Raw genomic sequence first — 14,063 nt, 5'->3', positions numbered from 1 at the left:
CTTTGATGGAAACCACCGACTTCCTGATCGTCGGCGCTGGGATCGTCGGGTTGTCGGTCGCCCGTGAACTGCGCCGCCGCCACCCCAAAGCCCGCATCGCCGTCCTGGAAAAGGAGCCCGCACCCGGCCTTCACGCCAGCGGCCGCAACAGCGGCGTCCTTCATTCCGGGATTTATTATACCCCGGGCACGCTGAAAGCCCGGTTTTGCGCGGAGGGGGCGCGCCGGATGATCGAATACGCGGGAAAGAATGGCATTCCCTGTCGGGTGGCCGGGAAACTGATTGTGGCGGGGGGAGAGGAAGATCTCCCGGCTCTCGATCGACTGATGGCCAATGCTCTTGGCAATGGGGTTCGGGTGGAACGGCTATCCGCATCGGATGTCCAGAAAAGGAGCCCTACGCCTCGCCTTTTCCGGGATTATTCTGCCGGGACACCGCTGTCATTGATCCCATGGCGGTTCTCACCGCTTTGGCCCATGAGATAACCCAAAACGGGGTTAAGATTCTTTTCAATGAGACGGTGGTGTCCGCTGACAAATCCACGGATCAACTGGTTTTGAAATCGGGGAAACAATTTTCCTATGGTTTCTTGTTTAATTGCGCCGGGGCCCACGCGGACCAGGTGGCCCGCCTGTTTGGCCTGGCGCGGGACCATGCCCTCGTGCCCTTTAAAGGTCTCTATTACCAACTCCGGACGGACCGTTCGCATCTTGTTCGCGAAAGCATATACCCTGTTCCCGACCTCAGTTTCCCGTTCCTTGGAATTCATTTAACGCGGGGGGTGTCCGGCACCGTTTATGTGGGCCCCACGGCCATACCGGCCCTGGGCCGGGAAAACTATGGGTTTCTCCAGGGAGCGCGGGTTTGGGAATCCCTGGGGATCCTCAGCCAATTGGGACGCCTCTATTTTTCACGGGACCCACAGTTCAGACGGTTGGTCCATCGGGAGATGGGCCAATACGTGAAATCCCAATTTTTGCTTGCCGCCCAACGCCTCATCCCCTCCTCCGAAAGGAAGACCTTCTGCCCAGCGTGAAAATCGGTATTCGTCCCCAATTGGTGAGCCGAAAGGATGCCCGATTGGAAATGGATTTTCGTTTCGAGTCCACCCCCCGATCCCTCCACGTGTTGAACGCCATTTCTCCCGCCTTCACGTGTTCCTTGGCTTTTGCGGAAGCGGTGGTGGAGACAGCCCTGGGAGGGTCGGAACGTTGGAAGATCGGGGCGCGCGTCCCGGTAGGCACGGTGGAGGCCGTCACGGGGAAAAACGCGTCGGTCCAAAGATCAGAGCGCCAGGAGGCATTCGAACCATGAAGGATGTGAAAACGAAAATGCGGTTTCACTTGGCCGAAGATACGATCGATCGCAAAGACATTGCGTCGCTCACTCGTTGGTTGAAAACATCTCCCCGTTTAACGAAGGGGGCGCTGACGATTCGTTTTGAAGAACGCTGGAGCCATTGGGTGGGGAGTCCTTTTTCCGTGATGTGCAACTCCGGATCATCCGCCAATCTCCTGATGTATGCGGCTCTGTTGTATTCCGGGAAACTTTCCAATAAGAAGGTCATCGTGCCAAGCGTTGGCTGGGTCACCACGTTGGCCCCCGCCTTCCAATTGGGTTTTGAACCCATTATGTGCGAGGCGGATCCCGACACTTTTGGCCTGGATCTGGATCACCTGGAGAAACTATTAATAAAACACCGCCCGTCCACCGTCGTTCTAGTCCATGTGCTGGGCGTTCCCCACAAGATGGACCGGATCCTTTCCCTTAAGAAAAAATACGGATTCTTTCTGTTAGAGGATGCCTGCGCCGCGGCGGGGGCGTCTTTCCGTTCAAAGAAGGTGGGTTCCTTCGGCGACATGGCCAGCTTTTCATTTTATTTTGGCCATCAAATGTCGACCATCGAGGGGGGAATGGTCAACACGCCCCACCGCGACTTTCGAAACCTCCTTCTCATGCTACGAAGCCATGGGTGGAGTAAGGACCTGGATCGCGCCGACCACCGTCGGCTCGTGCGTCGTTACCAGATCGATGATTTCCACGCGCCTTTCGTATTTTATATTCCAGGGTTTAACCTGCGGTCAACGGATCTGAATGCGTTCCTGGGGCTCACTCAACTGGACAAGGTGGAGTGGATCATAGAGAAACGGCAGGCCCATCACGATCTGTATTTCAAACGGCTGGGCGGGCACCTTCTGACCCAAAAGCCTCCGGCCGATTCCGTGGTTTGCAGTATATCGTTCGGCGCTCTCGCCTCATCGCCGGAACAGCGGAAGCGTATCGTGAAGGCTCTGGTGGCGAAGGGGATTGAAACCCGCATCTTTTCCGCAGGGAACCTCGGCCTGCATCCTTTTTGGGTGGAACGCCAGGGCCCGTCCAGCTTTCCCATGGCGGACCGTATTCATCACACCGGTTTTTTCCTTCCGAACCATCCCAGCCTCCGATCCAAAGACGTCGAATTTATTTCGGGCGTGGTCTTGGACGCCCTGGGAGCGAAGGCGTGATCAACGGCCCGCTCGCGCGTCCTGGTTCTCGGCTCAAATACCTTTCTGGGAACCGCTTTGCTCCGCCGCCTCCGTGCCAAGACCGTGGGCCTTCTCTCCGCGCCGGGGGAAAAAGAGAATCAGCTGTTGGACCGAGCCTGGGTGGCGGACCGGTTGGCGGTCGTTAAACCCGACGTCCTCTTCCTGGCCGGTGGGCCTTCCGGGGGCATTTTGGAGAACCAAAGAAAGCCAGGGGATCTTTTGACCGTCAATTTGGCGATGGAGTTAAATGTTCTTCAACTCGCTCGCCGTTCCCGTGCCCGCCGAGTGGTTTACTTTGGGTCGTCCTGCATATGCCCGCGTGAAGCCGCCCAACCCATGAAAGAAAGCGCCCTGTGGGGAGGACCCTTAGAACCGACCAGCCGCGCCTATGCGGTGGCGAAACTGACGGGTTTGGAGATGGGGCTGGCGTTTGATCGGCAAGATGGGACGCGGCGTTTTTAGCGCTTATCCCCAACAGTATGGAGGTCCGGGGGACAACTTCGATGAAAAGGCAGGCCACGTCGTGGCCTCGTTGATGAGGCGTTTCCATGAGGCGAAAACGAAGAAAAGAGGTTCTCTCCGTTTGTGGGGAACGGGTTTGCCTCGGCGGGAGTTCATCCATGTGGATGACGTGGCAGACGCCAGCGTGCATCTTTGTTCCGTCCCACCGGGCCGGCTCCTATCTCCCATCAATGTGGGGGTCGGGAAAGACGAGTCCATCGCCGAGCTCGCGGCACAGGTCAAGCGGGTGGTGGGTTTTGAAGGAAAAATGGTTTGGGACCCCTCCAAACCGGGGGGAGCTCCCCGGAAATGGTTGGACAGCCAGCGGCTTTTCGATACGGGCTGGAAACCGAAAATTCCCCTCGAAAAGGGTCTCCGGGAGACCTATCGTTTTTTCCGGACCCACGTGGCTCCCTCGTGATCAAATATCCCTACCGCGGCCAAAAATACGCGGACCCCGCGGGTTGGCTGACGCGGCATCCGAAGCCGTTCCTGTGGGCGATGCTGAGAGACATGATTCGCGTTCGTTTAGTGGAACTGGAAATCGAGCGCCGCTATAAAGAGGACGAGATGAAGACCCCCATTCACCTGGTGATCGGGCAAGAAGCTTGCGCCGTGGGTTGCGCCGCCGCTCTCCGACCCCCCGACTTGGTTTACGCGGGACATCGGAACCACGGGATCTATCTGGCCAAGGGGGGTGACCTGAAATCCATGATGGCCGAACTCTATTGCCGCTCGACCGGTTGCGTCGGATCCCGGGGCGGGTCCATGCACTTGATCGATAAAAAGGCGGGCATGGCTTGGACCTCGGCCATTGTGGCGGGGTCCATTCCCATTGCGGCGGGAGCCGCATTAGCCGCGCAAATGAAAAAGGAGGACCGGGTGATCGTGGCTTTTTTTGGCGACGCGGCCAACGAGGAGGGGGTCACCTCCGAAACCTTAAACTTTTCCGTTTTGAAACATCTCCCGCTGGTGTTTTTCAGTGAGAACAATTTTTATTCCGTGCAGTCTTCTTTAGAGGGCCGTCAGCCCTCCGTCGAGATTCATCGCCGCGCCGCCGGTTTCCGGCCTGCCGGCGGAAGTGGTGGATGGAACAATGTCGTCGCGGTTTTTGAAGCGATGTCGCGGGCGGTTGAACGGGCCCGCGAAGGAAGAGGGCCGACCTTTATTGAAGCCCGGACCTATCGTTGGCGGGCCCATGGCGGCGCGGGGGACGACAGCCCCAGCGGATACCGGGACCCCGCGGAAGTGGAGGCGTGGCGGGCGGTCTGCCCCATCGAAGGGTTCGAGGAGGCTCTCCGGTCGGCGGGTGTTTTCTCAAAAGGCCAACGTGCCGAATGGGACCAGGAGATTCACCGGGAAATCCAAGACGCTTTTGAATTCGCCCGGCAAAGCCCGGAGCCGAGCGCGGCGGATGCGTTCACCCACGTCTATGCCGAATAGAACGGAGGAAAGTCCCCATGCCCTGGGATGAAGGTCTCGTCAATTCCCTCGTGTATGATGAGCCCGACCCCAAGGAGGGAAGGGTATTGGGTTACGCCGAGGCCATTCACGAGGCGTTATCGATCCTGATGGAAAAACGAGAGGACGTTTTCGTCCTGGGCCAAGGGGTGGACGACCCCACGGGCATGTTTGGGACGACGCGAGGACTGAAGGAACGATTTGGTCCGGAACGTGTTTTCGACACGCCGTTGTCCGAGGAAGGGATGACCGGGGTCTGCGTGGGGGCGGCCATGAACGGGCTCCGCCCGGTGTATTTTCATAACCGGCCCGATTTTATTTTGCTGACCATGAATCAACTGGTTTCCCATGGGGCCAAGGCCTCTTACATGGACAACGGCCAGACCCGCGTGCCCATGGTTATTTGGTCCGCCATCGGTCGAGGATGGGGGTCGGGAGCCCAGCATTCCCAGGCGATTCAGGGCCTCCTGCTGGGGGTCCCGGGCCTGAAAATTGTCATGCCGAGCAATCCTTTTGATGCCAAAGGCCTGCTGATTTCCGCCATCGAGGACAACAATCCCGTCTTGGTGTTTGAACACCGGTGGCTCATGAAACAGAAAGGCGTGGTCCCGCCCGGCTATTACCGGGTGCCGCTGGGCAAGGGCGTGTATCGTCGACGGGGCAAGGATTTAACCGTGGTGGGGACCTCCCACGCGCTTCACCTGGCCCAGCAAGCGCTGGATTCACTCGAGAAAGAGTCCATCACGGCCGACGTCATTGACTTGAGATGCTTGAAACCTTTGGATGAGGAAATCGTTCTGGCGTCGGTGGCCAAAACAGGCAAGATCCTTATTGTGGACACCGGTTGGGCCATGGGCGGCGCCTGCGCCGAAATCGGTTGTTTGGTGGCCGAGAAAGGTTTTCGTTCCCTCCGGGCGCCCATCCGCCGGGTGGGCCTTCCCGATTGTCCCACCCCCGCGGGGGCGACTTTGGAAACGTTTTTCTATCCCAGTGTTGATACAATGGTGGGCGCCATTCGCCGCCTGCACAAGGAGTAAGCCCGTGAAAAGCATGAAACGAATTCTCGTCACCGGCGGAGCCGGGTACTTAGGTTCCGTTTTGGTTCGGTACCTCTTGGAACACGGTTATGCCGTCACCGTGCTTGATAATTTCATGTTCGGGCAAATGTCTCTTCTGGATGTATGCCATGACGAGCGGTTGCGGGTGGTGCGGGGAGACGCGCGACATGAACCCACGGTCCGCGAACTCCTCCAAGAGGTAGACGCGGTGATTCCCCTGGCGGCGTTGGTCGGCGCCCCTCTTTGCGACCGGGATCCCGTGGCGGCCGAGACGACGAACGCGGGAGCGGTGGAACTGCTCTGCCGCCTGACATCCAAGGAACAACGGATCTTGCTTCCCGTGACCAACAGCGGTTACGGCATCGGGGAAAAGGGGAAACCCTGCACCGAAGAGTCCCCCCTGCGCCCCATTTCCCTTTACGGGCGAACGAAGGTGAAAGCCGAGGCGGCGGTTCTCAATCGAGGGAACGCCGTCAGTTTCCGCCTCGCGACGGTTTTTGGCGTCTCCCCTCGCATGCGTCTCGACCTGTTGGTGAACGATTTCGTATATCGGGCTTTTCGGGATCGGGCTTTGATTGTGTTTGAGAGCCACTTCAAACGCAATTACATTCACATTCACGACGTGGCCCGGGTGTTCCTCCATGGCCTGGAGAATTTTGACCGGATGAAGGGAAATGTCTACAACGTCGGGTTGGAAGAAGCCAATTTGTCCAAATGGGAGCTTTGCCAAACCATTCAAAAGCACATCCCGGGTTTTGTCTTCATGGAGGCCCCGATTGGCGAGGACCCCGACAAGCGGGATTATATTGTTTCCAATGAAAAACTCCTCGCCACCGGGTTCCGGACCTCCAAGACGCTGGACGACGGAATCCGCGAGCTGATTAAAAGCTTTGCGATCCTTCGTGAAACGCGTTTCTCCAATGTGTAAAGACGAGCGGGGGACCCTGTGATCATCAGCAAAACACCCCTTCGCATTTCTTTCTTTGGCGGCGGGACCGACTATCCCGCTTGGTTTCGAGAAAACAAAGGCGCCGTGTTGTCCACGTCCATTGATAAATACTGTTATTTGACCTGCCGGGGCCTTCCACCGTTTTTTGACCACCGGTTCCGGGTTTCGTATTCGGTCATCGAATTAGTCCGCCGGGTCAAAGAGATCCGGCACCCCGCGGTCAGGGGCTGTTTGGAACACCTGGGTATTCGGCAAGGTTTGGAAATCCATTACGACGGGGATCTCCCGGCACGAACCGGGCTTGGATCCAGTTCTTCCTTCACGGTCGGGCTTCTGAAGTGCCTCTTCGCGTTAAAGGGAAAGTTCGTTGGCAACTATCAGCTGGCGCGGGAAGCGATTCGGGTGGAGCAGGAGGTGATCAAGGAAAACGTTGGGGTGCAGGATCAAATGGCCGCCTCCTTAGGGGGATTCAATTTCATGGAATTCGGCCCTGACAATCGTATTTCAGTCCAGCCCTTTGTCATGTCTCCCGCCCAGGCCCGAGGGTTAAACGCCCACCTCCTTCTTTTCTTCACCGGGTTCGTTCGCCACGCTTCGGAAATCGCCGGGGATCTGGTTCAGAATATCCCTTCGCGAAAATCCGAACTCAAGGCCACCTGTCAGTTGGCCTACGAGGCCGCGAAAATTTTGGGTTCCCCAGGGAAGATAAAAGATTTCGGCAAGCTTTTGCACGAGGGTTGGACGATTAAAAAGTCCCTGTCGAACCGCATTTCCACGCCCGCCGTCGATGAAATGTATCGCCTGGCGCGTCGTTCCGGAGCGACGGGAGGCAAACTGTTGGGGGCGGGCGGGGGAGGGTTTCTGCTGATCTTCGCCCCACCAGAGTCGCACAAGAGAATCCGTCAGGCTCTGCGGAGCTTTCTTCACGTCCCCTTTTCCTTTGAAAACAGCGGAAGCCAGGTGGTCTACTACCGTCAGGTCGAATACGAAGGATGGACTACACCCGTTTCCGGGCATCGCTTGCTCCGAGGGAACTAATTTAGCATCTCAAACAATTAAAGGGCCTCCCCCAATGAAAATAACGCTCCTCGTTCCAACCATCAATGAAATCGACGGCATGCGGGCCATTATGCCCCAGGTCAAAAAGGAATGGGTGGACCAGATCCTCGTTTTAGACGGTGGCTCCACGGATGGGACTATCGAATTTGCTCGAGAGCAGGGGTATGACGTGGTGGTGCAAAAGGAAAAGGGCTTGCGTCAAGGTTATTTAGAGGCCTTGCCGCACGTGACCGGGGATGTGATTATTACGTTTAGTCCCGATGGGAATTCCCTTGCGGATCGAATTCCTCCCTTGGTTGAAAAAATGAAAGAAGGTTTTGATATGGTCATTGTGTCTCGATATGCGCCCCCCGCCAAGAGCGAGGATGACGATGTGGTTACCGGTTTTGGAAATTGGATGTTTACGGCTTTGATTAACTTTTGTTTCGGGGCCCATTACACGGATGCCATGGTGATTTACCGCGCCTACAAAAAAAGTTTGGTGAACACTCTGGATCTGGACAAAGAATCAACCTACCGATGGGCGGAGCGGTTGTTCTTTACGCGCATCAGCTGGGAGCCAGTCCTGTCGATGCGGGCCGCTAAGCGCAGACTCCGCTTATCGGAAATCCCCGGAGACGAGCCTCCGCGCCTAGGCGGTGTTCGAAAACTTCAAATCATTCGGTGGGGTTCCGCATTTATATTCCAAATCGCACAAAATCTTTTCTTTTGGGCTTGATGAGTCGATCGTGACTGACTCCATTGAATCATGAGGGCGTGTGATTTCTTTATGGCGAAGCCGGAAGGCGGGATAAAGCGACAATGATCCTTTTGGATGGGGTGTTCACGTTGGCCTTTATGGGTGTCTGTTGTGGAGCGGGTTTGTCGATCCTGCGATGGGTCGGCACCGCCCCGCAACGAACCGCCAGATGGCTGTTTGGGTTCGCGGTGGGGTTCTTTGTTTTGACGCACGGGATTATGGTTTTGGGTTTCGCGCATCGCTTGACGCCATCGGGGCTTTGGGGTTGGTTTTTCGGATTGACTCTCGCGTCCATCCCGGGATGGTGGTTCGAATGGAAAAATCGGAGTTCAGAGACAGCCGGGGGAGTCTCCCCGGTCACGATTCCGCTCCCCTCTCGAACGCTGGTGCGAACCGCCTTTTGGCTTTTCTTGGCCCTATGCCTATTTAACTGGGTTTTCGCCTACTCCCCGCCGAAAGGGGGCGATGAGGTTTTCTATCACCTCACCATTCCAAAGCTCTCCTTGGAGAGGAATCAATTCGCGGCTTTTGACGACCTGCCGTTCTCTTTTCTGCCCATGACGGCTCAGGCGGGCTACACGTTTCTCATGGGAGTCCGAAATGATATCGTCGCGAGGTGTCTCCACGCGGTGTTTGGCGTGTTATCGGTGTTGGTGTTGTCTTTCATGACGAAAGAAATATTTAAGGTCCCTTGGGCGGTCACGGCGAGTTTGGCCTATCTGACCCCCTTGTTCGTCTGTCTGTCGGGTCGGGGAGATTCGGATTTCTTTGCCCTCTTTTACGTTCTGTTGTCAGTCTGGGCGTTCATGAATCATCGGGAAGAGGGAAAGTCCCCCTGGCTTCTCCTCGGTTCTTTTTGCGGGGGGCGGCCATTTCAATCAAATACCAATCCGTCCCTTTTGTGATCGCGATCCTCCTGTCGGAGGGGCCTCTCGTGGACGGCCGCGGGTCGGCTCCGGCGGCCATCCCTTCAAACGGGAATTCTTTGCCTGGCCCTTTTCCTCGGGGCCTTCGCCTTCACGCCGATCCGAAATCTGGTGTTAAAGGGGAACCCCATCTATCCGTTGGGGACCGCGCCCGACGACTATTTCGGGCTCTTGTTCCAAGCGTCAAAAATTCCCCCGAACGGTGGAAGGACTCCTTCGAATTCCTCGCACAGTGGCTTTCGGCAACGTTTTGTTCGACGGCATGGGACCCCTCTTTGCCGCTCTCCTGCCTCTCGTTCTTGTTTTTCCCCCCAAGGGAGCGGAGGAATGGAAATTGTCGGGAACGATTTTAATCGGGGTGGTCCTGTCCTGGGCTCTCTTTTCCGTAACGGACCCCCGCTTCTTTCTCGGGGGCTCCGCTCTTTTGGTCGTCCTTTTATCCAAACGGGTGTGGGAGATGGTCAGCCGTCCGGTCCGTCCGCCGGCGTGGTTTGCCGGCCTCCTGCTGGTGGGGGTTTTGCCGGGGCTGGCGTTGGGCGGCGGTTACGCCGTTAATCGTGTTCGGTTCGCCATGGGTTTGGAGTCGCGGGAAACGTTTTTACGAAGGGCCAATTATCCTCTCATCCCTTGGGCCTTTGTGGAGAAAGTCAACGGGAGGGTGCCGCCGGAGGAAACCGTGTTCTTTTTGGCACCCGCCGGCCAATTTTTGTATTGGAAGCCCTCCGTCCATTCTTTGGACCAACGGCTCTTGTGGGAGGAAAAGGACGTCCGCCGGGTTTTGGAGTCGTTCCAGGGGGGTCGTTACCGGTATTTCATTTTCCCTGGGCCCCGCTATGAAACCACCAAAGACGGAAGCCGTTTCTTGGATAGCGTGGTCAAGGGGCCCTATACCATTCGCGTGCCGTGGCTCACGGAAGACTTCTTGAAAACCCATTTCCAGGAGATCGCCCGGGAGGACGGGTTCCGCCTTCTTTACCGCCATGGATAAAAGAACCAACGCCTTGGTTTGGCATCACCGGCCGTTTCGATGGGCCCTTTTTTTCTGGTTTATTTTCGTCTATGCCAGCTATGTTTATACGATGGCCGGTTCCGGATCCGCCCGGCTCCTTTGGGGGGTGTTAAGTCATTTCGGGGAGGGAAATTTGATTTTTAGGGCTGTAACGAAAGGGATGACAGTTCCATGAATCACCACCAGGCGCGACGCTTGTTCGCGACCACTCCGGACGGAGGAAACAAATGAAATTCCATTGGCGGCAACAAACCATCCTTCTCACGGGAGGCACGGGATCTTTTGGGCAAAAATTCACGGACATCTTGTTGCGGCGGTATCACCCCAAAGCGATTCGTATTTTCAGTCGCGACGAGTGGAAACAGTGGGAGATGCAAAAACGCTTCAAGGATCCCTCGCTCCGGTTTTTCCTAGGGGATGTGCGGGACAAGGATCGGCTTCGCCGCGCCATGGAGGGCGTTTCCTTGGTGGTCCACGCGGCGGCCCTGAAGCAGGTCCCCCTCTGCGAGTACAACCCCTTCGAGGCCATTCAAACGAATGTCCTCGGAGCGAAAAACGTGATCGACGCGGGGATTGATGCCAACGTGCCCCGCATCATGGCCTTGAGCACGGACAAGGCCGTCAACCCCGTGAACCTTTACGGCGCTTCGAAACTTTGCGCGGAAAAGCTCTTCATTCAAGGGAATTTCTACGCGGGGCCTCGCGCCAGTTCGTTTTCGTGCGTGCGCTACGGCAATGTGGTTGGAAGCCGCGGAAGCGTCCTGCCTCTGTTTTTGGAACAGGCCAAGACCGGGACGGTGACCATTACGGACCCTCGAATGACGCGTTTTTGGATCACGCTGGAACAAGGAGTTGATTTTGTCGTTAACTGCATCGAGCAAATGCATGGGGCGAATTATTCGTTCCGAAAATCCCAAGTATGAAAGTGGTTGATATGGCCAAGGCGGTTTGCCCTTCGGCGAAAATAAATGTTATCGGCATCCGTCCCGGCGAAAAACTCCACGAAGTGCTTTTATCTGAAGATGAGGGGCGTCACTCCTTCGACGCCGGCTCCTTCTTCGTCATCCCCCCTCTGGAGCCCAGTTGGGTGGGAAAAGTCTGGCGCGGCGCCAAAGCTCTTCCAGCGGGGTTCCGTTACTCGAGCGATACAAACACCCAGTGGCTCACGCTGGCGCAATTGCGGGCCATGGCAAAATGACAGCGTCGGAGGGCTTGGCCATCGACGGGGGGCCGCCCGTGCGGACACAACTTCTTCCCTACGGGAGGCAAAAGATCGTTCCCGAGGATGTGCGGGCGGTGTCGAACGTTCTGCGCTCTCGCTGGCTCACCACAGGCCCAAAAATAGCGGAGTTTGAAGAAGCCATGGCCAAGCGGGTGGGGTCCCATCACGCGGTCGCTTTCAGTTCAGGCACCGCCGCGCTTCACGCCTGTGCGTTCGCGGCGGGCCTGGGTCCCGGAGACGAAGCCATCACCTCTCCCTTAACTTTTTGTGCCACGGCGAACAGCGTTCTCTACCAGGGGGCGATCCCGGTTTTCGCCGACGTGACGCCCGACACTCTCACCCTGGACCCTTCGGCCACCGCCCGGGCCATCACGCGGCGCACCAAAGCCCTCCTCCCCGTGGATTATGCCGGCCATCCGGCGGATTTGGGAGAACTGCTTCGGTTGGCGAAACGGCATGGGTTGGTGGTTATTGAGGATGCCTGCCACGCTCTGGGAGCTCATTATCGTCAGAAAAACGTGGGGGGGATCAGTCACATGACGGTATTCAGTTTCCATCCCGTTAAACACATCACGACCGGCGAGGGAGGCCTCGTCACCACGAACGATCCGCGGTTGGCGAAGCGCTTGAGGCGGTTTCGCAGTCACGGCATCGATGCGGACGCGCACGCGCGCCGGCGAAAGGGCGATTGGATTTACGACATGGCGGAATTGAGTGCAACTACCGACTTCCAGACTTCTCCTGCGCTGGGAACGTCTCAGCTGGGGCGACTCGAAAGCAATTTGAAACGGCGACGGGAAATCGCCGCCCACTGCCAAAGCGCCTTGACGGGCGTGGGCGGGCTCACGCTCCCATCCGTTCGGGAGGACGCGGTTCCGGCCTGGCATTTGTATCCGATCCGCCTTGACCTGGACCGCCTTCGCGTGGGCCGGAAAAGAATCTTTCAAGCTCTTTAGGCCGAGGTCATCGGTGTGAACGTTCATTACCTTCCGGTCTATCAACATTCCTATTACCGGAAACGTTTTGGGGATCGGCGGGGTCTCTGCCCGGTGGCTGAAGACGCCTATGAGCGATTGATCAGTCTCCCCATGACCCATGCCATGACTCTTCGTGACGCGCGGGACGCCTCCCGCGCCGTTCGAAAGGTGGTGGGGGCTTATGTCCGGTAAACAAGAGACCCTGTTTTATTCGTCGGAGGGGGACCAATGGTTCCGGCGAAACAGAACCGCGCTGGTGGGTTTTGACCCGGCCCGCGACCTCCCCCTTCGGCTCATGGACCTTTACCAGTTACGGCCCAAACGCGTCTTGGAAATCGGAGCGGCCAATGGATACCGGCTGGCCGAGGTGAATCGCCGTTACGGAGGTGAAACCGTGGGGGTGGAGGCTTCCCAAGAAGCGGTCCAGGATGGACGGCGCCGGTATCCTTCGGTCCGTCTCTTGAGAGGACAGGCCACCCGCCTTCCCGTGCGGGGGACCTTCGACTTGATCATTGTGAATTTCGTTTTTCATTGGATCGACCGGAACCTCCTCTTGTCCGCCGTCGCCGAGTTGGACCGTTTCCTCTCGGACCAAGGGTTCCTTCTGTTAGGGGATTTTTCGCCCGCCAACCGACATCGGGTTCCGTATCATCATGTGAAGGATCCCTCGATCCAAACATTTAAACAGAACTACGCGGAGCTGTTTTTGGCTTCCGGCCTCTATCACCCCGTGGCGATGTTAACCAACGGTCACTCCTCCAAGGTCCTCTCCGGGGGTGTTCCGGAAAACGAACGAACGGGCGTATGGCTTTTGGAGAAAAGGTTGACGGATCATTATGTCCCCACGTCTTCGGTCCTGGGGACCCAGCGGAAGATCCGACGTCCATGAAATCCCCTCTTCTGGTTTTGGGTTGCGGGTCCATCGGTCGGAGGCACGTGGGGAATCTGGTTTCCTTGGGCGAAAAAAACATTGATGTGTACGATCGGGACGCGAAACGAAGCGCGTCCGTCGCACGGGAATTCGGAGTGACCCCCCGCCGGACGTTGGGAGAAGCCTGGAGAGAGAACCCGGAGGCGGTGCTCGTTTGCACCCCGACGAACTCTCACCGGTCCCTGGCCCGCGAGGCCCTGTCCCGGGATTGTCATGTGTTTGTCGAGAAGCCCCTCTCTCACCAATGGAGGGGGGTGGACAGTCTGATCGCGCTGTCCCGAAAGAAAGAGCGCGTTCTGATGGTGGGTTACAATCTACGGTTCAATGCCTGCGCCATGAAAGTCAAAGAATGGCTGGATCAGGGTCGCCTTGGGGCCGTCCTCAGCGCTCGGTTGCACGTGGGTTCCTACCTCCCCTGGCGACACCCTTGGGAGGATTACCGCCGGGGGTATGGGGCCCGCTCCCGCTTGGGCGGCGGGGTGATTCTGGACTCTATCCATGAAATTGATTGCGCGCTGTGGTTTTTTGGACCGTTGGTTTCGGTCTATTGCGTGGGGGGGAAATTCAGCTCCCTGGACATCGACACGGAAGATGTGGCGGAAATCCTCTTGACGACGTCCCACCGAAAGGTGGTGAGCGTCCATCTGGACTATCTCCAGCGGCCCCACGAGCGATGGTGCGAGGTGATCGGGGAGGCGGGGTACCT

At 57.4% G+C, this 14,063-nt stretch carries 11 protein-coding genes and 5 pseudogenes; all 16 read left to right on the top strand.

Annotation, left to right across the window (positions count from 1 at the left end; translation table 11 throughout):
* Positions 1-5: 5 nt before the first annotated feature.
* Positions 6-1,314 (top strand): annotated as a pseudogene (gene lhgO, locus IPP35_12355) (L-2-hydroxyglutarate oxidase).
* Positions 1,311-2,504: a DegT/DnrJ/EryC1/StrS family aminotransferase gene (locus IPP35_12350; protein ID MBL0059856.1), complete on the top strand. Its 1,194-nt coding sequence runs from the start codon at positions 1,311-1,313 to the stop codon at positions 2,502-2,504. The pseudogene lhgO and the gene IPP35_12350 overlap by 4 nt, the downstream one beginning before the upstream one ends.
* Positions 2,505-2,561: 57 nt before the next feature.
* Positions 2,562-2,987: an NAD-dependent epimerase/dehydratase family protein gene (locus IPP35_12345; protein ID MBL0059855.1), complete on the top strand. Its 426-nt coding sequence runs from the start codon at positions 2,562-2,564 to the stop codon at positions 2,985-2,987.
* Positions 2,956-3,447 carry an NAD-dependent epimerase/dehydratase family protein gene (locus IPP35_12340; protein MBL0059854.1) on the top strand — a complete coding sequence of 164 codons (492 nt, stop codon included), beginning with the start codon at positions 2,956-2,958 and terminating at the stop codon, positions 3,445-3,447. Before IPP35_12345 ends, IPP35_12340 begins: the two co-directional genes overlap by 32 nt.
* A complete protein-coding gene (locus tag IPP35_12335) occupies positions 3,444-4,469 on the top strand; it encodes a thiamine pyrophosphate-dependent dehydrogenase E1 component subunit alpha (GenBank protein ID MBL0059853.1) in 1,026 nt (341 codons plus the stop codon). Before IPP35_12340 ends, IPP35_12335 begins: the two co-directional genes overlap by 4 nt.
* Before the next feature lie 17 nt (positions 4,470-4,486).
* Positions 4,487-5,524: an alpha-ketoacid dehydrogenase subunit beta gene (locus tag IPP35_12330; GenBank protein MBL0059852.1), complete on the top strand. Its 1,038-nt coding sequence runs from the start codon at positions 4,487-4,489 to the stop codon at positions 5,522-5,524.
* 13 nt (positions 5,525-5,537) lie between these two features.
* On the top strand, positions 5,538-6,473 hold the full coding sequence (locus tag IPP35_12325; GenBank protein MBL0059851.1) for an NAD-dependent epimerase/dehydratase: 936 nt from the start codon (positions 5,538-5,540) through the stop codon (positions 6,471-6,473).
* An 18-nt stretch (positions 6,474-6,491) separates the two neighbouring features.
* A complete protein-coding gene (locus tag IPP35_12320; GenBank protein MBL0059850.1) occupies positions 6,492-7,532 on the top strand; it encodes a kinase in 1,041 nt (346 codons plus the stop codon).
* Positions 7,533-7,566: 34 nt separating this feature from the next.
* Positions 7,567-8,271 carry a glycosyltransferase gene (locus IPP35_12315; GenBank protein ID MBL0059849.1) on the top strand — a complete coding sequence of 235 codons (705 nt, stop codon included), beginning with the start codon at positions 7,567-7,569 and terminating at the stop codon, positions 8,269-8,271.
* A gap of 83 nt (positions 8,272-8,354) precedes the next feature.
* Positions 8,355-9,197: a glycosyltransferase family 39 protein gene (locus IPP35_12310; GenBank protein MBL0059848.1), complete on the top strand. Its 843-nt coding sequence runs from the start codon at positions 8,355-8,357 to the stop codon at positions 9,195-9,197.
* 223 nt (positions 9,198-9,420) lie between these two features.
* The gene (locus IPP35_12305; protein MBL0059847.1) at positions 9,421-10,206 is read left to right on the top strand and encodes a hypothetical protein; all 786 of its coding nucleotides are present in this window, start codon (positions 9,421-9,423) and stop codon (positions 10,204-10,206) included.
* 248 nt (positions 10,207-10,454) lie between these two features.
* Positions 10,455-11,425, top strand: a pseudogene (gene pseB / locus IPP35_12300) (UDP-N-acetylglucosamine 4,6-dehydratase (inverting)).
* Positions 11,422-12,618, top strand: a pseudogene (locus IPP35_12295) (aminotransferase class I/II-fold pyridoxal phosphate-dependent enzyme). The pseudogenes pseB and IPP35_12295 overlap by 4 nt, the downstream one beginning before the upstream one ends.
* Positions 12,608-13,315: a class I SAM-dependent methyltransferase gene (locus tag IPP35_12290; GenBank protein ID MBL0059846.1), complete on the top strand. Its 708-nt coding sequence runs from the start codon at positions 12,608-12,610 to the stop codon at positions 13,313-13,315. Before IPP35_12295 ends, IPP35_12290 begins: the two are co-directional and overlap by 11 nt.
* Positions 13,231-13,668: pseudogene (locus IPP35_12285) on the top strand (Gfo/Idh/MocA family oxidoreductase). The gene IPP35_12290 and the pseudogene IPP35_12285 overlap by 85 nt, the downstream one beginning before the upstream one ends.
* Positions 13,657-13,935, top strand: a pseudogene (locus IPP35_12280) (gfo/Idh/MocA family oxidoreductase). Before IPP35_12285 ends, IPP35_12280 begins: the two co-directional pseudogenes overlap by 12 nt.
* Positions 13,936-14,063: the final 128 nt, after the last annotated feature.

This window comes from Elusimicrobiota bacterium, assembly GCA_016721625.1.
Classification (GTDB): Bacteria; Elusimicrobiota; Elusimicrobia; order FEN-1173; family FEN-1173; genus JADKHR01.
Note: the sequence above shows the minus strand (reverse complement) of the source record. Positions and strands in the feature narration are given on the sequence as shown.